General features: G+C 58.4%; 16 protein-coding genes, 1 tRNA gene and 5 pseudogenes. 9 read left to right on the top strand and 13 right to left on the bottom strand.

Annotated features, from left to right (window positions below):
* Positions 1-68 precede the first annotated feature (68 nt).
* Positions 69-368, top strand: a pseudogene (locus ACZ1GU_RS09325) (PilZ domain-containing protein); the annotation flags it as partial.
* 157 nt (positions 369-525) lie between these two features.
* On the opposite strand, the gene ACZ1GU_RS09320 reads toward ACZ1GU_RS09325, so the two are convergent.
* Entirely contained in the window at positions 526-1,353 is an 828-nt protein-coding gene (locus ACZ1GU_RS09320; RefSeq protein ID WP_472647734.1) for a class I SAM-dependent methyltransferase, read from the bottom strand.
* A 306-nt stretch (positions 1,354-1,659) separates the two neighbouring features.
* A complete protein-coding gene (locus ACZ1GU_RS09315; RefSeq protein WP_472647733.1) occupies positions 1,660-2,232 on the bottom strand; it encodes a phosphoribosyl-AMP cyclohydrolase in 573 nt (190 codons plus the stop codon).
* A 228-nt stretch (positions 2,233-2,460) separates the two neighbouring features.
* On the opposite strand from ACZ1GU_RS09315, the pseudogene ACZ1GU_RS09310 reads away from it, so the two are divergent.
* The 4 genes and pseudogenes from ACZ1GU_RS09310 to ACZ1GU_RS09295 all read left to right on the top strand — a co-directional run bounded on the left by ACZ1GU_RS09310 (position 2,461) and on the right by ACZ1GU_RS09295 (position 9,463).
* Positions 2,461-3,700, top strand: a pseudogene (locus ACZ1GU_RS09310) (putative DNA modification/repair radical SAM protein).
* Positions 3,700-5,133: a UdgX family uracil-DNA binding protein gene (locus ACZ1GU_RS09305; RefSeq protein WP_472647732.1), complete on the top strand. Its 1,434-nt coding sequence runs from the start codon at positions 3,700-3,702 to the stop codon at positions 5,131-5,133. The pseudogene ACZ1GU_RS09310 and the gene ACZ1GU_RS09305 overlap by 1 nt, the downstream one beginning before the upstream one ends.
* 1 nt (position 5,134) lies before the next feature.
* Positions 5,135-8,713: pseudogene (locus tag ACZ1GU_RS09300) on the top strand (error-prone DNA polymerase).
* A gap of 9 nt (positions 8,714-8,722) precedes the next feature.
* Positions 8,723-9,463, top strand: a complete 741-nt coding sequence (locus ACZ1GU_RS09295) for an extensin-like domain-containing protein (protein ID WP_472647731.1) — start codon at positions 8,723-8,725, stop codon at positions 9,461-9,463.
* A gap of 3 nt (positions 9,464-9,466) precedes the next feature.
* On the opposite strand, the gene phoB is transcribed toward ACZ1GU_RS09295, so the two are convergent.
* From phoB to recJ, 9 genes and pseudogenes are all read right to left on the bottom strand, one after another.
* Positions 9,467-10,156 carry a phosphate regulon transcriptional regulator PhoB gene (phoB, locus tag ACZ1GU_RS09290; protein ID WP_472647730.1) on the bottom strand — a complete coding sequence of 230 codons (690 nt, stop codon included), beginning with the start codon at positions 10,154-10,156 and terminating at the stop codon, positions 9,467-9,469.
* 97 nt (positions 10,157-10,253) lie between these two features.
* Positions 10,254-10,923 (bottom strand): annotated as a pseudogene (gene phoU / locus ACZ1GU_RS09285) (phosphate signaling complex protein PhoU).
* Positions 10,923-11,669, bottom strand: a complete 747-nt coding sequence (pstB, locus tag ACZ1GU_RS09280; protein WP_472648750.1) for a phosphate ABC transporter ATP-binding protein PstB — start codon at positions 11,667-11,669, stop codon at positions 10,923-10,925. Before pstB ends, phoU begins: the two are co-directional and overlap by 1 nt.
* A 38-nt stretch (positions 11,670-11,707) precedes the next feature.
* Positions 11,708-12,973: a phosphate ABC transporter permease PstA gene (pstA, locus tag ACZ1GU_RS09275; protein WP_472647729.1), complete on the bottom strand. Its 1,266-nt coding sequence runs from the start codon at positions 12,971-12,973 to the stop codon at positions 11,708-11,710.
* Positions 12,973-14,359: pseudogene (gene pstC, locus ACZ1GU_RS09270) on the bottom strand (phosphate ABC transporter permease subunit PstC). The gene pstA and the pseudogene pstC overlap by 1 nt, the downstream one beginning before the upstream one ends.
* Before the next feature lie 86 nt (positions 14,360-14,445).
* Positions 14,446-14,661, bottom strand: a complete 216-nt coding sequence (locus ACZ1GU_RS09265; protein ID WP_472647728.1) for a hypothetical protein — start codon at positions 14,659-14,661, stop codon at positions 14,446-14,448.
* Positions 14,649-15,728 carry a histidine kinase dimerization/phospho-acceptor domain-containing protein gene (locus ACZ1GU_RS09260; RefSeq protein WP_472647727.1) on the bottom strand — a complete coding sequence of 360 codons (1,080 nt, stop codon included), beginning with the start codon at positions 15,726-15,728 and terminating at the stop codon, positions 14,649-14,651. The genes ACZ1GU_RS09265 and ACZ1GU_RS09260 overlap by 13 nt, the downstream gene beginning before the upstream one ends.
* Before the next feature lie 98 nt (positions 15,729-15,826).
* A tRNA-Glu gene (locus ACZ1GU_RS09255) sits at positions 15,827-15,901 on the bottom strand.
* Positions 15,902-15,986: 85 nt separating this feature from the next.
* Positions 15,987-17,774 carry a single-stranded-DNA-specific exonuclease RecJ gene (gene recJ / locus ACZ1GU_RS09250; RefSeq protein WP_472647726.1) on the bottom strand — a complete coding sequence of 596 codons (1,788 nt, stop codon included), beginning with the start codon at positions 17,772-17,774 and terminating at the stop codon, positions 15,987-15,989.
* A gap of 81 nt (positions 17,775-17,855) precedes the next feature.
* Here recJ and ACZ1GU_RS09245 point away from each other — a divergent pair, with 81 nt between their 5' ends.
* The 3 genes from ACZ1GU_RS09245 to ACZ1GU_RS09235 all read left to right on the top strand — a co-directional run bounded on the left by ACZ1GU_RS09245 (position 17,856) and on the right by ACZ1GU_RS09235 (position 19,850).
* The gene (locus ACZ1GU_RS09245) at positions 17,856-18,347 is read left to right on the top strand and encodes a flavodoxin family protein (protein WP_472647725.1); all 492 of its coding nucleotides are present in this window, start codon (positions 17,856-17,858) and stop codon (positions 18,345-18,347) included.
* Between the two features lie 193 nt (positions 18,348-18,540).
* Positions 18,541-19,239, top strand: coding sequence for a hypothetical protein (locus tag ACZ1GU_RS09240; protein WP_472647724.1), 699 nt, complete (start codon positions 18,541-18,543; stop codon positions 19,237-19,239).
* A 71-nt stretch (positions 19,240-19,310) separates the two neighbouring features.
* Positions 19,311-19,850 (top strand): AHH domain-containing protein, encoded by a 540-nt coding sequence (locus ACZ1GU_RS09235; RefSeq protein ID WP_472647723.1) that lies wholly within the window; start codon positions 19,311-19,313, stop codon positions 19,848-19,850.
* Here the strand turns inward: ACZ1GU_RS09235 and ACZ1GU_RS09230 are convergent.
* A complete protein-coding gene (locus ACZ1GU_RS09230; protein WP_472647722.1) occupies positions 19,847-20,833 on the bottom strand; it encodes an NAD(P)H-dependent flavin oxidoreductase in 987 nt (328 codons plus the stop codon). The two genes, ACZ1GU_RS09235 and ACZ1GU_RS09230, sit on opposite strands and share 4 nt — an antisense overlap.
* A gap of 48 nt (positions 20,834-20,881) precedes the next feature.
* On the bottom strand, positions 20,882-21,922 hold the full coding sequence (locus ACZ1GU_RS09225; RefSeq protein ID WP_472647721.1) for an amidohydrolase family protein: 1,041 nt from the start codon (positions 21,920-21,922) through the stop codon (positions 20,882-20,884).
* 462 nt (positions 21,923-22,384) lie between these two features.
* Between ACZ1GU_RS09225 and ACZ1GU_RS09220 the strand changes: the two genes are divergently transcribed.
* A complete protein-coding gene (locus tag ACZ1GU_RS09220) occupies positions 22,385-24,097 on the top strand; it encodes a vWA domain-containing protein (protein ID WP_472648749.1) in 1,713 nt (570 codons plus the stop codon).
* The last annotated feature ends 13 nt before the right edge of the window (positions 24,098-24,110 follow it).

Raw genomic sequence — 24,110 nt, 5'->3', positions numbered from 1 at the left:
TTTTTTACCAGTTCACGCTAAGCCAAGCCTCATGAACATGCACTCGATCCCACGCGCGGTACGAACGCAAGCCGCTGAGCCTGATGGTCAAGAGCCGTGTGCGCTCTCGGCTGGTGTTTGTCGATCTGATCGATATTTCCGAAGGTGGCTGCAAGATCAGAGGCACTGCCGGTTTCGGCAATGTCGGCGATCGGGTCGTGATGAAGGTCAATGGCATCAACGCCCCGATGGGCACGATTGCCTGGATCGAAGGCAAGACCGCTGGTGTTGCTTTCGAAGGGCAAATGCACCCTGCCGTGATCGACTATCTGTGCGCGGAAAGCGGCGCCAAGCTGACCGAGTTCGACCCGCAGAAAAAGGCGGGCTGAGGCCTAAGCACGCGCAGGGCTTGGCGGCATTCGACCCAATCTCGGTCATGAAATACAAACACGCCAATGACCAAAAGCGGACGCAGTTTGCGCTGGCCCCTTATGTCGTAAACTGGGGGAGCGAAAGCGGACACCCGACTACTATCGTCAAAGGAAGTTATCCTAATCGGAGAATGAGCTCTGTGGGTGCAATCCGGCCATTCGAAATACTGCTGACCATGTTAGCGAGCTTCGTTGGAAAATCTGACCCCATCAGGATATGCAACCCGACCGCCGGCAAGCCATCGGTCCCACGGCGTCGCTTCTGTTCCGCAAAAAATTCGAGTGCTGCCGCCGTCTTATCGCGACTTGAAATTTCCACAAATCCCGCCTGATTTGCCGCCTCTCGATATGCTTGGAGGTCCGCAAGAAAGGAATTTTTCGCTACGCTTGCCCAAGGAACCGGAAACGAGATCGGCTCAGCCCCGACCTTCATGATGTCGTAAATTGCGAATAGTCCATTAGGGCGCAGAACGCGCGCAGCCTCACACAGAAGCGCGGATTTGTCGGGAATATTCATGCCAACATGAAGCATCAAGGCAGCATCGAAACTGTCATCCTCGAATGGGAGGTTGAGCGCGCTGGCAGTCCGGAAATCGGTCACATCGTCCATCCCGACCAACTTACTCAAGCCTATCGCCGTGGAAGTGTATTCTGGTGTCAGGTCCACGCCTGTGACGTGTGCGCCTGTTTGTCCTGCAATGAAACGAGCGGTACCACCAATACCGGAACCTATATCAAGGACCTTCATTTCCGGCTTGAGTTCAAGTTGATCGATCAATGCGGTCGTCGCCGAAATTCCACCAACGTGAAATTCGTCGACTGATTTCAAATCCCCCGGTGCCGCAGAAGAGCGCGAAACCCCAACTTCGGTGAGCGCGTCAAGAATCTGCTTGAGCAAACCGCCTTTGGCATAATGTGCAGATACTTCAGCTTCGAGTGCCAATTGATTTACTCCAGAATCCGCACTCTGATAACATAGGTATGGCAACAGTCGGTAGGCATCGTTTATCGGACGACTAGCAACGACCGCAAATGGGTCGTTTGCAGCCATAGCGGTCTAAGTGTGAAAGCGTCTGCTTTCTCTGTGTTCATTTCCAAAACCTGCCGGTCCGCTTCCCACTCAGAATGCGACATTTGATGCCGCGCGCATAAAAGCGATCCTCTCCTGCGCAACCTGCCCAGACACCGCCAAACAAAAAAGGGCCGGCACCGCAGTGCCGACCCTCTTCGCAAATGTTGGCTGTGCCGATTAGCTTGCGCTGTATGGCAGCGAGCTGTGGTGCAGCACGATATCGAGTTCACCGTCTTCGCCGCGTTCGTAGGCGAATGAATACTCAACCTTGGTTTCGTTGCCGTCAGTGCCGGTGAAGAAGTAGTTGCCCATGGCAACGGCCATGGTGCCATCTTCGGAAATCACCGTGCCGTTATTGTCCCAGCGTACGGCTGTGTAAGGCGCGATAGCGAAGCCGCCATCTTCTGTGCCTTCTTTACCGACGAAGTAGCTGAGAGCTTCTTCGGTGGTTTCACGGAACTGGTCTTCGGCAGCCAGGGTTGGCTTGAAGAGGATGGTGGCGTCATCGCCATAGGCATAGTGCGTGGCAATGTGCTCAGATGCGCGAGCGGTGTAGTCGCCTTCGTCAGTGAAGGTCTTGCCGATAGCTACGATGCCTTCACCCCAAGCGGTTTGCGCCGCTGCGACTTCTTCAGCGGTGATCGGGTTGGCGGCAGCGGTGGATTCATCTGCGGTCGCTTCAGCGCCGCTGCAAGCTGCGAGAGCCAGCGAACTTGCACCAAGAACAGTAACACAAACAAACTTATTCATAATTATACTCCCTTGCAGGGAGATGTGCCCCCTGCAGAATACTAGGCGGCGTTAATTGCCGCGGTTCACGTCCGACATCACGAGCAGGATTGCTCGCCAGAGGGGCCCGGTCCGTGGCCTTATTACGCATGAAACTTTTTGGGGTTCCCGCGATCTGCGCTGACTGTTGCAACTTTTGCGTTTGGCGAATCCAACAACGGAACATATAAGGAACAAAAAGGTGTTCCGATGGCGCAGCAAACCACACTTGAGAGACTCGAAATCCTCGCCGATGCGGCGAAATATGATGCGTCCTGCGCGTCTTCCGGCACAGCGAAGAAGAACTCGCTGGGCGGAAAAGGCATTGGCTCGACCGAGGGGATGGGCATCTGCCACGCTTATGCGCCCGATGGCCGCTGCATCTCTTTGCTGAAGGTGCTGCTGACCAATCACTGCATCTTCGATTGCCATTACTGTATCAACCGCAAGAGTTCGAATGTGCGGCGCGCGCGCTTTACGCCGCAGGAGGTCGCCGACCTCACGATCAATTTCTACAAGCGCAATTATATTGAAGGGCTGTTCCTGTCCTCGGGCATCATCAAAAGCTCCAATCACACGATGGAGCAGCTGGTCGAGGCGGCGCGGATCCTGCGCGAGGAATATGACTTTCGCGGCTATATCCATTTGAAGACCATTCCAGAGGCTGATCCCGAACTGGTGCGGCAGGCAGGGCTCTATGCCGACCGGGTCTCCATCAATGTCGAGCTGCCGACGACGAGTGGGCTGACGCGGCTCGCGCCTGACAAGGATGAGCGTCAGATCGAAGGCGCGATTGCCAAGACCAAGTCGGACATCATCGAGGCGAAAGATGCGAGGAAGCGCTTTCGCCATGCGCCGCGCTTTGCGCCCGCCGGTCAATCGACGCAGATGATCGTAGGGGCGGATGCGGCGAGCGATGCCGATATCGTGGGCAAGGCCAGCCGGCTTTATGACAGTTTTGGATTGCGGCGGGTCTATTACAGCGCGTTCTCGCCGATCCCGGATGCAAGCGCGGTGCTGCCGTTGCAGCGGCCACCTTTGCTGCGCGAACACCGGCTTTACCAATCGGACTGGCTGATGCGCTTTTATGGCTATGCGCCGCGCGAGGTGCAGCAGGTGACCGAGGCAGATGGGAACCTGCCGCTCGATATTGATCCGAAGCTGGCGTGGGCGCTCAAGTTCAGGGGTACGTTTCCGGTCAATGTGAACCGCGCGGGCAAGGAGATGTTGCTGCGCGTGCCGGGGCTGGGGCCGACAGCGGTGAAGCGGATACTTGCGGCGCGGCGGCACCGGACCTTGCGGCTGGATGATGTGGCCCGCGTGACGCAATCGATTGCCAAGGTGCGGCCCTTTATCGAGACGCTTGATTGGCGGTACGACGACGCTGACCGACCGGGCGGATTTGCGCAGCCTGCTGGCTCCCAAGCAAGAGCAGTTGGAGCTGTTTTGATGGGCGCTATGCAGAATGCGGAGCTTGGCGCGCATTACGCGGTGCGTATGCCTACGCCGGATGACTTTGCGTTCTGGCGTGATCAGGCGCGGGTGCTGATCCAGTGCGGTGTGCGTCCGGAACGCGTGTCGTGGAGCGAGCCGGGCGGTGCGGGCGATCTGTTTGCGAGCGGCGGCGATGCTTTGCCGCAGCCGCTGGATGGTGCGAGGCCGGTACGGGCGAGCAAGCGCTTCCTCCGGGTTGCAAGGAATGCAATCCTACACAGCGATCCGGAACGCTTCGCGCAGCTCTATCTGCTTTTATGGCGATTGCAGGCCAATCCGCGGATCATGGAAGACAAGACGGATCTGGTTGTCCGCCGGATTGAGGAACTCGACAAATCGGTGCGGCGCGACAGTCACAAGATGCACGCCTTTGTGCGCTTCCGTCAGGTCGAAGATGATGCTGGTGATGAGCATTACGTCGCCTGGTTTGAGCCCGATCATCACATAGTGCGCGCCAATGCGGGTTTCTTCATGCGCCGCTTTGCAAACATGAAATGGTCGATCCTGACCCCGCGCGGTTGTCTGCATTGGGACGGCGAAGTGATGCGCGAAAGCGGCCCGGCGCAACGCAGCGACGCGCCCGATGGCGATCCAGTCGAAGAGCTGTGGAAGTCTTATTACTCGTCGATCTTCAATCCGGCGCGGCTGAAGATTGGCGCGATGCTGTCTGAGATGCCGAAGAAATACTGGAAGAACATGCCCGAGGCAGAGCTTATTCCGGAATTGATCGCGGGTGCTCAGGCGCGTGAGGCGCAGATGGTTGCGGCAGGCGAGCGGCAGGCGCGAGAGCGACCTGCAAACCTTGCTACACTGACCGAGAAGCTAGCGGCTTGTCGTGATTGCCCGATCGCTGAGTGCGGCACGCGCGCTGTGCCGGGCGAGGGGGAAGCAACCGCGCCACTGATGATCGTTGGCGAGCAGCCGGGCGATCAGGAGGACATTGCGGGAAGACCGTTTGTTGGCCCCGCCGGACAAGTCCTCAATGATGCGCTGGAGCGGGCCGGGATTGATCGCAGCGCGGCCTATCTCACCAATGCGGTGAAGCACTTCAAGTTCGCGCAAAAGGGCAAGCGCCGCCTGCACCAGACGCCGACCGCGAAAGAGATCGACACCTGCCGCTGGTGGCTGGAAAGCGAGCGTGCTCTGGTAAAACCGCGCCTCATTCTCGCTCTGGGAGCTTCGGCAGCGCGCGGTCTGCTGGGTCGGACAGTCAGCCTCAAATCCACGCGCGGTCAGCCCATCGGGCTCGACGATGGCAGCGAATTGTGGGTGACCGCGCATCCGTCTTATCTGCTGCGGCTCGATGGCGCGGCGCGCGAGGAACAGGCGGCCTTGTTCGCGGCTGACCTTACGCTGGTGAGGTCTCGCCTGACGCAGCTGGCTGCGTGACATGCCCGAAGCGCCGCTCACCCCTGACAAACGCACGCTGGAGCTTGATCCCGGCCTGATCAAAGCGCCGCCGCGCGCATGCTTTGTCGAGCTGGGCCTGGTCAGTTGCTTCAGTTTCTTGCGCGGCGCGTCCGATGCGGTCGATCTGGTCACCACCGCGCGGGCTGCTGGCTATGACGCGATTGGGATTGCCGACGTCAATTCTTTCGCAGGTGCGGTGCGCATCCACACCGAAGCAAATACGCTCAAACTGCGCCCCATCATCGGCACCCGGATCGAGACGGTCGAAGGCCTCGCATTCCTCGCCTATCCTAAGGATCGCGCAGCCTATGGCCGGCTATGCCGCCTGATCAGCACGGGACGGATGCAGACGCTGAGTGGTAAGTGGCAGGAAAAGGGGGTGTGCGAGATCGATCTCGCATTGCTCGCCGAGCATAGTGAGGGCGTGCAGCTGATCCTGCTTCCACCGGAGGATCTAGCGGTACGAATTCACCATCGAAGTGCCGAGCAATGTCGTGCCGTTTCCTGGACCGGCTTCTCGCGACGGTGAAGACGACGAAGGGAAGAGAAAGCCAGCTACAGAGCCTTTCCAAGAGAGTGCGCAGCTAACCGCTCCCTTTCCCGAGCTCCTCCCGCACATCCTTCGGCAACTTCCGACCATGCGCCACCTCGCCGCGAGCTACCTCTATCGCGGCGATGATGTCGCACGGATCGACCGATTGGATGATCTGGCGTGCGAAAACGGCCTCATGCTGCTTGCGACCAATGATGTGCATTATCACACGGCTGCATGCCGCCCGTTGCAGGATGTGATGACCGCGATCCGGCACAAGGTGAAAGTCATCGATGCGGGGCATTTGCTGCACGGCAATGCCGAGCGTTACCTCAAAGGCCCAGCACAGATGCAACGCCTGTTTGCCCGCTGGCCGCATGCGATCGATGCGGCGCGCAAGGTTGCCGACGCGTGCGATTTCAGCCTCGACGAGCTCGCCTACGAATACCCCGAAGAGATCTATCCGGAGAACATGAGCCCGCAGGAGTTCTTGGAAAGCGAGACCTGGGCCGGGGCGCAGCGTCGCTATCCAAGCGGCGTGCCTGATTATGTCCGCAAGACCTTGGAAAAAGAGCTGGCGCTGATCGGGAAGATGGAGTTGGCGCGCTATTTTCTGACCATCAAAGATATCGTCGATTTCGCTCGCAACGGAGTTGAACCGCCGATCTTGTGCCAGGGACGCGGCAGCGCGGCCAATTCGGCTGTGTGCTATTGCCTTGAAATAACCAGCGTCGACCCTTCCAAACACGCTCTGCTGTTTGATCGTTTCATATCGGAAGATCGCAAGGAACCACCCGATATCGACGTCGATTTCGAGCATGAGCGGCGTGAAGAGGTGATCCAATACATCTATCGCAAATATGGTCGCCATCGCGCCGGTCTGACCGCGACGGTGATCCATTATCGCCCGCGCATGGCAATCCGCGAAGTCGGGAAAGCGATGGGCCTTTCCGAAGATGTGACCAGCGCGCTCGCACGGACCGTGTGGGGCGGACACGGGCGTGAAATCGGCGAAGCGCATGTCGAAGATATTGGCCTCAAGCTGGATGATCCGCATCTCAAACGCGTGCTTACCCTGACCGAGCAGATGATCGGGATGCCGCGCCACCTGTCGCAGCATGTTGGCGGGTTTATCCTGACCCAGGGCGCGCTGACCGAGACCGTGCCGATTGGCAATGGCGCGATGCCTGATCGCAGCTTCATCGAATGGGACAAGGACGATATCGAAGCGCTCGGTATCCTGAAGGTCGATGTGCTGGCGCTCGGCATGCTGACCTGTATCAAGAAATGCCTCGATCTGCTGGAGGCGCATCACGGTACCGCGCGCTGACTCTCGCCACCGTCCCGCGCGAAGATGGGGAGACCTATGCGATGCTGCGCAAAGGGGACTCGCTCGGCGTGTTTCAGGTCGAAAGCCGGGCGCAGATGAACATGTTGCCGCGCCTGCGCCCGCACGAATTCTACGACCTCGTGATCCAGGTTGCGATTGTCCGCCCCGGCCCGATCCAGGGCGATATGGTGCACCCTTATCTCAAGCGCAGACGCGGCGCGGAGCAGGTGCAAATCCCTGCACCAGCGAATGAGCATGGCCCTAAGGATGAGCTCACCAGCATTCTCGGGCGAACGCTGGGCGTGCCGATCTTTCAGGAACAGGCGATGAAAATCGCGCTCGATGCCGCGAAGTTCAGCTCAAGTGAAGCCAATCGCCTGCGTAAGGCGATGGCGACTTTCCGGTCGCGCGGCATGGTGGACGAGCTTCAGGACATGATGGTCGAACGGATGGTTACGCGCGGCTATGATCGCGACTTTGCGCAGCGCTGCTTCAACCAGATCAGGGGCTTTGGCGAATACGGTTTTCCTGAAAGCCACGCGGCGAGCTTTGCCCATCTGGTCTACGTTTCCAGTTGGCTCAAATGCCATTTCCCGTACGCCTTTGCCTGCGGCTTGCTCAATTCGCAGCCGATGGGCTTTTACGCGCCAGCCCAGATCGTGCGCGATGCACGCGAGCATGGGGTCGAGGTGTTTCCAGCTGATGTGAACGGATCTGACTGGGATTGCACCTTGGAAGAGATCGGCGTCGCGGAGGAAGTCAGGGAAGGGCGTTTGGATAAGCACATCGCCCTGCGGCTTGGCCTGAGGCAAGTCGATGGCTTGCCAGAGCATGTCGCTGCGCAATTGGTTGCCGAACGCGCTGAAAACGGGCCCTATCGTGATGTCGGTGATTTGCGCGAGCGGGCGAGGCTTTCCCCCAGTCACATCGAGCGGCTTGCGAGTGCGGATTGCTTCACGTCGCTAAACTTGCCGCGCAGGCAAGCCCTGTGGGATGCGCGCAGCCTGATCGGTGCGCCTGATCTGCCGCTGTTCCGCGCCGCCGAGCAGCGCGACGAAGGGGTTGAGCAAACCCAGGTGCAATTGCCCGCCATGCCGCAATCCGAAGAGGTGGTGGCCGATTACCAGACCACGCGGCTCAGCCTGAAGGCGCATCCGATGTCGTTCCTGCGCGCAGGCCTTGCCGAGCGCGGCTTTGTGCGCGCCTGCGATCTGAGGGATCGCAAGTTCCGCAGCATGGTGCAGGTCGCAGGCGTGGTCCTGATCCGGCAACGGTACCGGGCAGCGCGAAGGGGGTGTGCTTCATCACTTTGGAGGACGAGACAGGCGTGGTGAACCTTGTCGTCTGGCCTGACCTCAAGGAGAAGCAACGCCGCGTGGTGATGGGATCGCGGTTGATGGAGGTGCGCGGTACGGGTCGAATATGATGACGAGGTGATCCATGTGATCGCGCATCATATGACCGATGCAACGCAGGCGCTCTACAACCTGTCGGACGATATGCTGAATGCGCCGATTGCGCGGGCGGATCATGTCAATTCACCGCTCTCTTCGCAGGTGGGCGGCAAGCGGGCTATCAATCCGCGCGACATGATCGACGAGCTTCCGCCTGCAACAAATCCACTCGGGCTAAAGCCGGTTGCAAGCGGCCATCCGCGCAATGTCAGGATACTTCCGAAGTCTCGCGACTTTCACTAGGCTTGCGAAATGGCAGCACCGACATCGGCACCGCGATATGATCGCAAACTTGGACGTTTGCTCCGTCGGCGACCCGTAGTGTTCGCGATTCTCCTAGCGGTCGGTCTCGCGTTCGGGTGGAACTGGTTGAAGGATCATCCACAGCACAATCCCTATGCACCGTTCGATTTGCGTGATCCGGTTGGCTGGGCGACTGCTGGCAAACTGGCTGCGCTAAAGGATGATCCCGCGCAATGCCGTGCCGCCCTGGATCGCAGCGAGGTGAGCTTCGTAGCCCTTGAGCCGAAAGGCAGCGGGCAATGCGAATTGGACGACAGGACGCGACTTGGCGACTATCCTTTGTCACCTGATACACCCGCCACGACCTGTGCCGTTGCAGCAGGACTGGAGTTGTGGCGGGCAAAGAGCCTAGAACCTGCTGCGCGCGAAATTCTGGGTAGCGAGATCGCAGCGATCCAGCATCTAGGCGCGTTCTCTTGCCGCCGCATGTATGGCGATCCAGACGCTCCATGGAGCGAGCACGCCACTGCCAATGCGATTGATATCGCCGGTTTCACGCTAGCCGATGGCCGCAGCATCAGCGTACTGCGCGATTGGCCGGGCGATAGCGATGAGGCGCGGTTCCTGCGGCAAGCGCGTGACGGAGCCTGCGGCGTATTCGCGACTGTTCTATCGCCCGATTACAACGCTGCGCATGCCGATCATTTCCACTTCGATCAGGCAGGGCGCTGGACGGGCGTGTGCCGCTGAGCCTTAGGTCGCTTCCAGAGCGTAACCGGCTGAGCGAACGGTGCGGATCGGATCATCCTCGCCCTCCGCCGAAATCGCTTTGCGAAGGCGCCGGATATGCACATCAACCGTGCGCAATTCGATGTCCGAATCCGTCCCCCATACGCCGTCGAGCAATTGTCCGCGGCTGAACACTCTGCCGGGGCTCTCCATAAAGAATTTGAGCAGGCGATATTCGGTCGGGCCGAGATGCAAAGAGCGACCAGCGCGCTCAACCTTATGCGCGACCGGATCGAGCCTGATGTCGCCCGCTTGGATCGTCTCGCCCGCAAGTGCAGGACGAATTCGTCGCATCACGGCGGAAACGCGGGCCAGCAATTCGCGCGGGCTGAAGGGCTTGGTCAAGTAATCATCAGCGCCCGTTTCAAGGCCGCGAATACGGTCATCCTCTGCCTCGCGTGCGGTGAGCATGATGATCGGAACGTGAGAGGTCCGCTTGTCGCGTCGCAGTCGCCGACAAACTTCGATCCCGCTCGTGCCTTCGATCATCCAATCGAGAATAACCAGATCGGGAATGTCCTCGCTGGCGAGCACCAAGGCTTCATCGCCGTCGCTGGTCATGCGGACGTCGTAGCCTTCATTCTTGAAGCGATATTCAAGCAACTCCGACAGCGCCGGATCGTCTTCGACTAGCAGCAATTTGGCAACGGACATTTACTAATCTTCCCGGCCCTGCGGATCCTGTTGCGTTGGCAGTATGTCACAACGGCTACAGTTTGATGTCAGAGCCGCTCCAGATCAAGCAGCGAGATCAGCCATCATCGTCGGGGGGATAAACCCCGGTCGCTGCAAAATGCACCATCTCTGCCACATTGGTGGCATGATCGCCGATCCGCTCGATATTGCGAGCAACGAACAGCAATTGTGCCGCACTCGAGATAGTCGCCGGATTTTCGACCATATAGCTGACAAGGTTGCGGAAAATGCTGTTGTAGAACGCGTCGACCTTCTCATCTAGCTGCGATCACTTCCCGCGCCAACTCCGGGTCGCGCGCGGCATAAGCGGTCAGCACATCGTGAACCATTTCGCTGGCGAGTTCACCCATAGCCGGTAGCAGAGTGAGCGGTTCAAACCGGTTCCGGCCATCGATCTCACCAACGCGTTTGGCAATGTTCTTGGAATAGTCACCAATCCGCTCGACAACTCCGGCGATCTTGAGCGCGGCAATAACCTCGCGCAGGTCATCAGCCATCGGAGCGCGCAGAGCGATGATGCGCACCGCCAGCTTATCGACTTCGGTTTCCAGCGCGTCGATCTTTTTATCGCGCGCAACCACTTCTTCGCCGAGAGCCGCGTCACCGCGGACCAGCGCGTCGAGCGCTTCCTGGATGGCAATCTCGGCAAGCCCGCCCATCTCAGCGATAAGCCCGCGAAGGCGCGTGATGTCCTCATCGAATGCTTTAACTGTATGCTCTGTCATTAGCCGTACCGCCCGGTGATATAGTCTTTGGTGCGTTCTTCGATCGGATTTGTGAAGATGTCTGAGGTTGGCCCGTATTCAACCATCTTGCCCAAATGGAAGAAAGCGGTTCGCTGCGAGACGCGCGCCGCCTGTTGCATCGAGTGGGTCACGATGACGATGGCATAGCGGCCTGACAGCTCGTTGATCAGTTCTTCGATCTTGGCTGTTGCAATCGGGTCCAGTGCCGAACAAGGCTCGTCCATCAAGATAACTTCGGGGTCGACAGCAATCGCACGCGCAATGCACAAACGCTGCTGTTGACCGCCCGAAAGCGCTGTGCCCGAATCTTCGAGCCGGTCCTTGACCTCATCCCACAAGCCTGCCCGCGTTAACGAGCGTTCGACCACTTCGTCGAGTTCGGACTTCTTTTCGGCAAGGCCATGGATCTTCGGACCATATGCGATGTTGTCGTAGATCGATTTGGGGAAGGGGTTGGGTTTCTGGAAGACCATCCCGACCCTCGCGCGTAATTGCACGACATCCATGCTGGATCCGTGAATATCCTCGCCATCAAGTTCGATTTCACCGGTTACGCGCGCAATCGGGATCGTATCATTCATCCGGTTGAAGCAGCGCAAATAGGTCGATTTTCCGCAGCCAGACGGGCCGATAAAGGCGGTGACATAATCGGCTGAAATATCGATCGACACGTCGTCGATTGCTTTCTTGTCGCCGTAATAGACAGATACATCACGCGCGCGCATTTTCGCGTTTGTATCGTCCAGCTTTTCGTGAATGACAGTCACCAGGTTTTCTCGAACTTGTTGCGGAGGTAAATGGCAAGGCCGTTCATCAGCAAGAGGAACAGCAGAAGAACTATGATAGCGGCGCTGGTGCGCTCGACAAAGCCGCGGTCGATTTCATCGGACCACAGGAAGATTTGCACTGGCAAAACGGTGGCCGGTGACGTGAAGCCTTCAGGCGGCGTCGCGACGAAGGCGCGCATACCGATCATCAGCAGCGGGGCCGTCTCGCCCAAAGCACGCGCCATACCGATGATTGTACCGGTCAGCATGCCGGGTAGGGCCAGCGGCAGAACATGGTGGAACACCACTTGTACGGGCGACGCGCCAACCGCCAGCGCACCATCGCGGATGGACGGAGGGACAGCTTTGATTGCATTGCGTCCGGAAATGACGATCACGGGCATGGTCATGAGGGCCAATGTCATACCGCCGATCAGCGGCGCAGAGCGCATATTGGGAAAGATCGCGAGGAAAACCGCGAGGCCCAAAAGACCGAAGATAATCGAAGGAACGGCTGCAAGATTGTTGATTGAAACCTCAATGATGTCGGTCCAGCGGTTCTTAGGCGCGTATTCCTCAAGATAGAGCGCGGCGAGCACGCCGATCGGGAAGGCGAGAAGCAAGGTGACGATCATTGTCAGGATCGAGCCTTTGAGCGCGCCCCAAATGCCGACCTGCTGCGGGCTGGTCGCATCGGACCGGGTCATAAAGCCCCAGTCCCAATTCGTCGACAGCTTGCCTTCGCTCTCCAGCCTGTCAGCGAGCGCCATCATTTCAGGCGAGCCTTCGCCAGCGAGGCCACTGGCAAGGTCGGATGATGTGGCGAGATAGACAGTTGAAGTCTCGCGCAGCATTGATGGATCAGCGATTATTTCCTGCGCGACATCACGCCAGGCATCGCTGCTGATCTGCGCCGCTCCTTCTTCGCCCAATTCTTGTTCGGCGAAGAATTTTACCACGTCAGGCAGGCCCTGACTTTGAAGCGATTGGATCGCACCTTGGCCAGAGAGCGATTGGGCATCACCAGCAAGGCCGGCTTCTACAAAGTTGATTTCAACCGCGACCTCTGCGCGTTGGAATCCGCCGATGCCGTTGAGCAGCATATTGCCGAGAAGAAAGACCAGCACCGCCACGGAAAAGACAATCGCGCTCATTCCCAACGCACGGAAGCGACGCTCCGATTTGTATCGCTGCTCGATGCGCTTCGCATATTCCGGCGTGCGGGTGGGGCGCACTTGCTGAGTATTCGCGATGTCAGCCATCAGTCATAAGCCTCACGGAAACGTTTCACGACGCGCAGAGCGATGAAATTGAGCAGCAGGGTAACCATGAACAGGACGAAACCGAGCGCAAAGGCGCTGAGCGTTGCGGGGTGATCGAAGCTTCCTTCACCGGTCAACATCTTCACGATCTGCACGGTAACGGTTGTCATCCGGTCGAGTGGGTTGGCGCTCAAATTTGCAGCTGTGGACGCCGCCATCACCACAATCATAGTCTCGCCGATTGCGCGGCTGATCGCGAGCATAACGCCAGCGACAATACCGGGCAGCGCGGCGGGAAACAGCACGCGCTTAATCGTCTCAGACTGCGTTGCGCCCATCGCGAGGCTGCCATCGCGCATTGAGCTTGGCACAGCAGCGATGGAATCGTCGGCCATTGATGAGACAAACGGTATGATCATCACGCCCATCACGACGCCAGCGGCGAGTGCGCTTTCGGTCGACGCATTGGATATCCCCACAGCGACAGCCGCATCGCGAATGAATGGCGCTACCGTAAGCGCCGCAAAATAACCGTAAACCACGGTCGGAACACCGGCGAGTATCTCTAGCGCTGGCTTGATCCATGCCCGCAGGCGCGGATTGGCATATTGAGTCAGGTAAATCGCGCTCATCAGCCCGAGCGGGATTGCGACGATCATCGCAATGATCGCTCCGATGAAAATCGTGCCCCAGAACAACGGTATCGCGCCGTAGCGTGAACCATCGGGGTTTTCCGCGCTGCTCATCGGGTCCGGGCCCCAGAACGTTCCGAACAGGAAATCAATTGGGGAGACCATGCCAAAGAACCGGACGGTCTCGAACACGAGGCTGGCAAAGATGCCGAACGTGGTCAGGATCGCGACCAAGGATGCCAGCAATAAGATGGCCATGACAGTGCGCTCGACGCGGGTGCGGGCGCGGAAATCCGGCTTGACCTTGAGGAAGGCGAATGCACCGCCGCCAAAACCGATCAGCAGGGTGACGACGAGGCCGATCAGGCTGTAGCGCGAGATTGCCTCACGAAAAGGCTCGATCAGCGCTCTTGCGTCCGGATTGAACACGTCTTGAGCAGCGCCGGTCGCTACGGCGCGTGCCTCTGAGAGCATCGAGTTTCGTTCGAAGCCGAAGGCTGGAAGCGATTGCGCTGCAGGCGATGCGAGCACGCTTTGCGAAACCAGTTGCGGCGCGATGATGGACCACAGAATAACAAAAGCGAGAACCGGAATGATCACCCAGACCGCGACATACCACGCATGGTAATTGGGCCGTGCGGCCAATCTCACGCTGCTATCGGATTTTTGGAAGCTCCACGCCTTCGCCCGTACCGGCAAGCCAGCCCGCGAGTCCAAGCCCGATGGCAATCAGGAGTAGCGTGATTGGCGACATGGGTTAGCCCTGTTGATCCCGGAGAATGGCGGATTCGCTCATATTATCCGCGCGCGCCCCTGCGATGCTGAAGAAATAAGACATTGCTATGACAATTCCTCGGATTCTTCGCTAGTCCCGTGGAAGCCAGAATCCCACAGTTTCTCGTCATGTGCGGCTGGCGCTTCCGGCACTCCGTCAGAGTCATGTCTGGCTTCGCTTTCCTTGGGAATGCGAATGTTCACCTGAACGCCTTGGCCAAGCTGGCTTTGAATATCGAGCCGGCCTCTATGGCGTTCGACGATGTGCTTTACGATCGCCAAGCCCAGTCCGGTGCCCCCGATGCCCGGCTACGGCCGGGGTCAGTGCGATAAAAGCGGCGGGTCAAATGCGGGAGATGTTCAGGCTCAATGCCGTCTCCTTCGTTTGAAACAGTCAGTCGAATGTAATCGTCTTGTCCATGAGCGAGCTCGACTTTCACAGGCCTATCTGCCGCGCCGTACTTCAGCGCATTATCGGTCAAATTGCGCACCAGTTGTTCAAGCTGTTGCAAATCACCGCGAACCTTTGCATCGGCTGTCAGATCGAGCTGCAATCTCTCGATCCTCTCAGGCCCGGCAGCATCTCTGGCGGCGCGGTCCACGATCGGGCCCAGTCGCACAATTTCTTGCGGGACATCGTGTTTTTCAGCTTCAATCCGGGATAGCGACATCAAGTCGCTGACAAGGCTCTGCATTCGCTTAGCCTCGCGCTGGATTGTGCCGAGAAATTTCTGCGCAGTTGGCGTTTCGATATTCTCAGGGTCTTCGCTGAGCGTTTCGGCATAACCGATGATGCCTGCTAGTGGAGTGCGCAATTCATGGCTCGCATTGGCCACAAAATCCGTGTGAGCGCGGCTGATATCTGCCTCTGACGTGCGATTGATGAGTTCGATCACGGCCATCCGCGTATCAACCGCCTGGCGATTTATCTGCCAGATATCGCGCCGACGAACGAGCCCGCGGACCAGAGCGCGACCGCTGCGTTTCTTACCCAGCAAAGAGATTGCCGCCGGTTGGCGGAACGCCATCCGGGTATCCTGTCCTACGATATGCTGACCTAGCAGTTTGCGCGCTTGTTGGTTCGCGATCGAAATCTTTTCGCCCTCGGTAACAAGAAGCGGAGTTGAAGCGTTTTCGATCAGCTCACGCATTGAATCTGTGCTGAAACTTTTCGCGGCAGGGGGCGGGGCGGATTCTGGTGACCGCGACGCGGCCAGAAACAGCGAGCCAATCCACAAAATCACCACCGAAATCGCGAGGCCAAGATCAATTTTGAGCAGCAACATGGCAACAAACGTTACCAGTGCCAGGATGAAACTGACGATCGGGATTGAGTGCTTGCTGCCCATCGCGCCCGTGCCTTTAGACCCAAGCGGCTGGCGTGGGAAGCACGCGTGGAAAACTATCGAGGGAGTTGCCGCGATCGATTTCGGGTTTTGGGAAAAGGTGGTGACCCCTACGGGAATCGAACCCGTGTTTCAGCCGTGAAAGGGCCGCGTCCTAACCGCTAGACGAAGGGGCCACACTTGAGTGCGAGGCCGCGCATCTAGTGGGGTGATTGGTATCGGTCAAGCCCTGTATGGTAAGAACTTTGCTGATTGCTTTGGTCAATCCGCAAATGCGGCATCTTCGAGGTGCAGCTCTGCCGCCTTGCGGGGGCCCCAGTCGTCGATTTTCACCCGGCCTGCCAAGTGGAATTTGCGACCATTTGAGCGGTGCAAGAGGGTTTGTGCCATCTCGGTCTCCGCTGCTCGAAATGCAATCGCCTTGAACGACTTTCCATCCTCACCTGCCGCGATCAATCGAAGGTGGTCCTTGCCCACAATATCGGCTTTGATGATCCGCACTGGTCCCACGGCCAGGCGAGGGGCGGGCCAACCAACACCGAACGGACCGGCTGCATCCAAGGTCCCTACGAGATCTGTCGTGAGGCCTCCTGGTGCCACCGAGAGGTCAAGCTGCATGCGTTGATCGAGGCGCGCGCGCTCCACATCTTTGGCCAGCCTTGTGTCGAGAAACTCGGCAAAGTCGGCAAGCTTGTCATTGGCGATTGTCAAGCCTGCCGCCATCGCATGCCCGCCGCCTGCCACCAGCAACCCCTCTTCGCGAGCGGCGATAATGGCTGCACCCAGATCAACGCCGCTGATCGAACGCCCTGATCCCTTGCCTTGCCCTTCGTTTTCGTCGCGGGCGATCACGATCGCAGGGCATCCGGTCTTTTCCTTGATCCGTCCGGCGACGATACCGATCACACCGGGATGCCAGCCATCGCCGCTCAGCACATGAACTGAGTGATTGTGTTGTCCTTGCAGCTGGACTTCCGCCTCTTGTTGCACTTCAGCTTCGATCGCGCGGCGGTCATCGTTGAGCGCGCTCAATCGTTCGGCGATTTCGCGCGCTTCTTCTGGATCGGTGGTTGTGAGGAGGCGAACGCCAAGCGTTGAGTCGCCGACCCGGCCCGCTGCGTTGATGCGCGGCCCCAAGGCAAAGCCGAGATCGCTCGCCTGCGGTGCGCGCTTCAATCGGCTCGCATCCATCAATGCCGACATGCCGATGCGTTCGCGTCGCGCCAGGATCTTCAGACCTTGTGATACGAATGCACGGTTTAATCCGTGCAGAGCGGCCACATCGGCCACTGTGCCGAGCGCCACGAGGTCGAGCAGCGCCATCAGGTCGGGCTCTTTCCGGTCCTGAAAATAGCCCTTTGCGCGCAGTTTGCGTACCAGTTCTATTGCCAGCAGAAAGGCGACACCCACCGCGGCTAGGTGTCCGTGGGCTGCAGCAAGATCACTTTCATCGAGGCGATTGGGGTTCACCAAAGCGGCGGCTGGCGGAAGGTCGGCAGCGCATTTGTGGTGATCGACCACAATCACATCGACGCCTTCGTCGCGGGCCATTTCCAGCGCTTCGTATGCCATGGCGCCGCAATCAACTGTGACGATCAGGCTCGATCCATCACGCGCCAGCTTGACCAGCGCCTCGCCGCTGGGGCCGTAACCTTCGAGCAACCTGTCCGGGATGTAATAGCCCGCCTCGACGCCGAGCTCGCGAAGCACTTGGATCATCAGCGCAGAGCTCGTTGCGCCGTCGACGTCGTAATCGCCGTAGATCGTGATCGTTTCGCCAGAGATAACAGCTTGCGCGATCCGTTCAGCCGCGCTCTCCATATCGCGGAACTCGGCTGGATCGGGCAGGAAATCGCGCATTGTCGGCTTGGCGTGACGGGCGATGTCACCTCGGTCGACGCCTCGCGTCAGCAGCAACTGGGTCAAGATGTCGCTGCTAAGTGAGCTTGCCTCAGCGCCCAAATCCATATTCCCGCCACGCCAGTGCCAAGCGCGACCGGACAGGGAAGATGCCACACCCAAAACATTCGCGATTGAATTTGATCCCATGGCGCCGGTCTAGCCGAGAAAATCCGTTGGCAACAGCACCGGTGATTGACAATCGACAGCGCACTCGCTTCGTCTCACGGCATGAGCGACAAGACAGGCCAACTTTTGATAATCTGGCACAGCCGTACAGGTGCGAGCGAGCAGATGGCTCGCGCTGCAAGCGATGGAGCTGGCGACCGGGTCAATTTGATGTTCGCACGCGATGTGGAAGGGCATCATCTTCTGAATGCCGGAGGCTTCCTTTTTGTTTGCCCTGAAAACCTCGCGAGCATGAGCGGTGAGATGAAAGAGATGTTCGATCGCAATTATTACAACGCGCTCGGGCAGATCGAAGGTCGCCCCTACGCGAGTATCATTGCGGCAGGATCAGACGGCGAGGGCGCACAGCGACAGCTCGACCGGATCGCTAACGGTTGGCGCCTCAAACGGGTCGCCGAGCCGAAGATCTTCAATTTTGATGCGCAGACACCTGAGGAAATCGCAGCCAGCAAAACCGTCAGTGAAGAAATTCTAGAGGAATGCAGGCAGATTGGCGGTGGTCTTGCAGAGGGAATCGAGCTGGGCGTTTTCTGATCAAGCCGGGTAAATTCCTTTAATCTTCAGAAACAAGACTCGACGATGGCGTTCAAAAAGTTCAGACAGCCCATGGGGTCTGCGTTTCGCATGGTGGGAAAAAAGGGCGGGAACGATCGATCAAGGCCAGCAAGCTGGAGCTCCTGGAGTTCATCTGTTGTTTGCCGCAGGCAGACGGCCAAGTCGTGCAGCGATGAAAGAATTTATCGCAGAGCTAAGCTCAGTCACGCTCTCTTATGACCCAGTCGATACCGCACCCTTGCATCTAGTGGGTGCGGGCGACAGCGAAGCTTCCAAGAAACAGACTCCCAGTGCAGCAGGCACCGAAGCCGACCTGATTTGGCTCGAATTGCTCCGCGATGGGCTTACCTTTGATCTCGAAGGACTCGCACCGGGACCTTCACTCGAATTTCCCGAGATTGAGCATCGATTTGACCTCGATGCGATGCCAACAGGATTTCGATACGAAGCTGTGCGCTTGGGACTTGGCCAACATTTATCCGGTGGACAAAGCGCAATCCCGGTCATTCGCACGATGGTCTCCCTTGCGCGAGACATTACGCACTATTTCGAAGATGTGCAGGCGATCGTTTGGCCTCCTTCGCGCAGTGCGATCGGCAGGCGATTTTTGAATCGATCACCACGGCATGGACAGACGGCGGAGCGTTTCCAGCGCTGGGTCTTACGGCCTTCAAGGAAACGCTGGATGGAGCGCTGCAAAGCGTGGGTCTGGATTATTGGATCGGGCAGGAATTACGCATCGAACCACCTATCTCCGATGACAAGATTGCCGCCACCAGACTGGGTGTGCGCGTCGTCAATCATCTCGTTTCACTTGGTCGGCTTGAACAAACCGAACGACTTATTGCTCCAGATCGCAGCAGACTTGTGATGGAGCCGTCAGACAACGGACGATTTATACGAATTTGGCGCGAGTAGGGAACGCGTCAAAGGGGGAAAGCAATGGTGGGATCAACTTCGCTGGCGGGCTCGTCAGCGTGGCGCAAAAGCCGTGCGCCTATATCGTTTCGCTCGGTCAATCGCCGTGGAACCCCCTCGCATGACCCTGGATTACAGCGGCATCATCTCCTGCCAAAGCAGCTGCTCAACCAGAGGTGCTTCGGATCGTTCTTTTCCGAAATCGGACGGCAGTCGGTCGGGTTTGACGATTTCAGAGCCAATGGCCTGCTGCTACCTGCCAATGAAAGCACTGCGTTGCGAAAGGGCATGCCGCTGCATCGCGGGCCGCATCGCCGCTATAACGAGGTTGTGATTGCTCGAATTGGAGCGATTGAGTTGAATTGGTCGCAGGCGATGCTCAGGCAGCCGCAGCAAGCGCGAATGGAGGCGATTGAGCGTTTGCGACTGCTCCAAACGGCGCTCCGGCGATTGCTGCTCCAGCGGCGACGCGTGATTATTTTGAACCGCAAAGACCCGATAGGCACCGGCATTGATTTCACCGAGCTGGACGCAATGGCAGAGTCAATTTGGAAAGCGCTTTAGTCGCGCCAGCGCGTGTAGCCCGACTTGTCCGCAAGCGCTGCCTTTGCTGCGTGGTATTCGGCTTCGAACTTGCTCACCATGTCTTCGACCGAGCTGACTTCCTTGATCGCGCCAACCCCTTGGCCAGAGCCCCAGATGTCTTTCCAGGCCTTTGCCTTGGTGTTGCCGCCGCTACCAAAGTTCATCTTTGACGGATCACTTTCCGGCAAGTTGTCAGGATCGAGCCCGGCCTTCTCGATTGAGCTGCGCAGGTAATTGCCGTGCACCCCGGTGAAGAGGTTCGAATAGACGATGCCCTCTGCGGATCCGTCAACGATACCTTGCTTGTACCCCTGATCGGCGTTGGCCTCTTCGGTCGCGATGAAGGCGCTGCCAGTATAGCCAAAGTCCGCGCCCATCGCTTGAGCCGCGAGGATTGAGGCGCCGTTGGCGATTGAACCCGAGAGCGCGACAAGCCCGTCAAACCACTCGCGGATCTCTTGCATCAGGGCGAAAGGCGATTGCGTACCGGCGTGACCGCCTGCACCCGCCGCGACCGGGATCAAGCCATCAGCGCCCTTTTCGATCGCCTTGTTGGCAAAGCGGTTGTTGATCACGTCGTGCATGGTGATGCCGCCCCAGTTGCGCACAGCATCGAATATCTCGGTTCGCGCTCCGAGCGATGTGATGACCAGCGGAACCTGCCACTTCTCGCAAGTCTTCATGTCATCCATCACACGATCATTCGACTTGTGGACGATCTGGTTCACAGCGAACGGAGCTGCGGGGCGATCAGGATGCTGCCGATTGTGTTTTGCAAGCTCTTCCGTGATCTGGTGCAGCCATTCATCCAGTAGCGTTTGCGGACGGGCGTTGAGCGCCGGGAAACTTCCAACAATCCCGGCCTTGCACTGAGCAATCACCAACTCTGGACCTGACACGATGAAAAGGGGTGAGCCAATCAGTGGCAGACGCAGACGATCAAACGGCGCGGGAAGGGACATCAAGTTCTCCTAGAAAGCTCTGGCGACGCGTTAGGTTGCGAATTGCAACTACGCAAGAACCTCCTCAATGCGGTAGAACCTACTTGCGTTCCCGGCATAAAGCGCGCGCTTCTCTGCATCGCTCGCTTTTGCCGTTATCCGTTTGAAGGCATTCCATAGCACCGCATAGTCCGCACCCCAGTAGTCAACCGGATAGTTGCTTTCAAACATCGCGCGATCTGTACCAAACGCCTCGATGCAGGTCTCGATGTATGGGCGCCAGAGACCTGCGAGGTGCTCGGATGATGAGCCGGCAGCTGGACCCTGATCAGGTAGCCCGCAGAACGCCATCGCCAGACCGCCCAGCTTCACCTGCACATTCTCGCAAACCGCCAGCTCCTTGATGTTGTGCCGCCACGTGTCGAAGCGCTCATGCAGCTTGCCCGTGTAGCCCGCCACGCCGAGCGGCGTCCCGCAGTGGTCGAGGCAGATCGGTTGATCGGGGAACGCACGCGCCAGATCAAGGACATCGGGCAATTGCGGCTCCAGCACCCACGCATCGAAGGTGAGGCCCCGCTTGCCAAGCTCGGCAAAGCCTGCGCGGAAGGCCGCGTCGCGGTAGAGCCCCTCTGGCGCGTGGAAGGGTGGCCCGAGCACGTCTGGATCAGCATCCCAAGCGCCCTGATTGCGAATGCCGCGAAAGCGTGGGCTCGCAGCCTGCAGCGCATCGAGCACTTCGCCTGCGCTCTCACCCAAAGTCAGGTCCGCGTGGCCGACGATCGCCGCACAGGCGCGCAGGTCGCCATAGATGCCGCTCGCCGATTGCGCCGCAACGCCGTTCACATACTCGACCTCACCCACGGCCTTCTTCGCCTCGCCATAAGCCGCGTTGTAGAAGGCACCGCATTCCATGAAGACGGTTGCGACCACGTTGTGACCGCCCGTCAGGTGTGCGTGCAGCTGATCGAAGGTGTAGTACGCGTTGTGGACGAGCGTTTCGATGAAGGGATGCCGGGGTTCAGGGAACATCGGCAGCATTGGCCGCAAGTCCCACAGGTGATGGTGCGGGTCGATGATGGGCAAGTCGTGTTCTAGGATCGCTTCAGTCATACTGCCTGTCTCCCTGATCCTGAGCCGTTCGTCCAGTCTCCATTCGCGGCACGGATCGTCGACAACCAGCCACACATGGACCGCATGTTTCACGGTCCTGAAATGAGAATTCTCCGCCACTGCGACAATTCAAATGCGGTGTCGGTACGCTCAAAAACACAAGTGGTACGATGGGCCATGAATCCGGGAATAGGATTGCTATCCGCAGTAGGAAAGGGAGGCGACAGTCAGCCGATTTTCTCAAGCCGATCTGACAAAATTTGAGGCTGGAAATGATCTGCTAAGTTTACACTAAGTATACCATTTACGTAACGTAAATTTGCCTTACTTCCAGTTTTATGTATGCTGTTTGGCTAACAACATAACAGGGGAGAGTCGCATGCGCCGTCATTCACTTATTCGTAGGTCCAATTGGGGCAAGGCGATGTTGAGTTCAGGGGGGCGTTCGCCGCTTTGCTCGTCGTGACTCCCGCCACCGCTCAGGATCCGAGCGGCGCCATTCAGGCCGAAGAGGACGAGCAAGACAATATCATCGTCACCGGCACGAAGATTCGTCAGGGCGGCGCGCAGGACATTCGGCATTTCCGCTCGGTCTCGCTTGATGGCTCCAAAAGCCTGCCACGCCCGAGCAGCCTGACGCTTGAAGGCTTGCTTGGTGAGCATGATCTCACTTTGCCTGTGCAATCAGAATGCCAGAAACTGTTCTGCATCAACGCGCAATCGATGACCGCCCAATTGCCAGCCCAGCCCGACAGCACCGTATTTATGGGACTAGGTTTTGAAAGCGGCATCGACGCCAAAACCTATCAGGACCGTCCGCTCAGTCTGGTTGCGGTCGTGGACCGCTCTGGGTCTATGAGCGGCGCTCCGATCGCCAAGGTCAAAGAGGGGCTACACGCCGCGCTCGCGCAAATGGGTAAGGGCGACCGGATCGGTATCGTCATCTATGGCAGCGAAACCAACGTGCATCTGCCGGTGATAGACGTGGAGGGCAATCGAGAGCGCATTGCCGCCGCGATCGACAGCATCGAGATCAACGGTTCTACCTACATGGAGGCAGGCCTGAAACTCGGCTATGCAGCTGCGCATGAGGAGCTTGCAAAGAGCAATGGCGATACGCGCCTGATGCTGTTCTCCGATGAAAACGCCAATGTGGGCAACACCTCGCCCGAAGGCTTCATGGGACAAGCGCTTGCGGGCGCGGAGGCTGGCATCGGCCTGACATCAATCGGTGTGGGGCGCATTTTCGATGGCAGGCTGGCCAGCAAAATATCCTCAGTAAAGGGGGGCAACCTCTTTTTCGTCGATCAGGAAGGGGATGCGACCGAGCTGTTCGAGCGCGAATTTGATAATATGGTGAGCGAGGTCGCGCGCGACATCCGCATCACGATTGATCCGGCGGATGGCTTCACGATTGCCGATCTCTATGGCGTGCCGGAAGACATCCTGACCCGTAACCCCGACGGCAGCGTCAGCGCCTTCATCGGCAGCGCGTTTCTGTCTTCCAATGGCGGCGGGATTTTTGCGAGCCTGAACGGGACTGGCGATTTCGACGCATCGGCCACGGTCGCAATCACTTATGAAGACGCCTTGTCAGGTGAGCGCGGCCACGATGCGGTTACCGTTGCGTCTGTCGACAGCAGCCCGCCCGACGCATTGCGGCTGGCACAGAGATTGGTGGATCAATACACCGTCATGCATTCCGCGTTGACGGACTATCACCGCAATAATGATGCCGAGGCTGCGCGGGCTAGCCTTGCCGCCCTGTCTGAACGGATGCGTAGCGCAGGCCTTGCGGGTCTGGATGGCGAGCTCAAGCTCGTCGATGGCTTGCGTGAAAGTTCAGCAGAGATCGTCGCTTACAATTCGAGCGCGGAGCGGATGCGTCTGCGCGAAGTGCTCGGGGAATGGGAAGTGCTTAAACATCGCGGCGTGACAGACCTTTCGCGCGGCGATTTTGTCGAGATCAATGAGAGCGGACAGTTCCTGACCGAGCGAAACAGTGGCCGCGATGCCGGTGACAGCATCTGGCAGTATTATGAGATCAACGAAAGAAAGCTCTACATCGTCGGCTCGGGGTTGGTCATGCATTACCAGTTGAAGGACGATACTTTGCGCCTCCGCAATCGCAAGGACCGTACGCTTATCGTGCTAAAGCGCCGCAGCGAAAGCTGAACGCCTTCGGTTT

Source organism: Erythrobacter sp. HA7-11 (assembly GCF_055693605.1).
The sequence above is the reverse complement of the archived record's forward strand: the minus strand, read 5'-3'. Positions and strand labels throughout refer to the sequence as shown.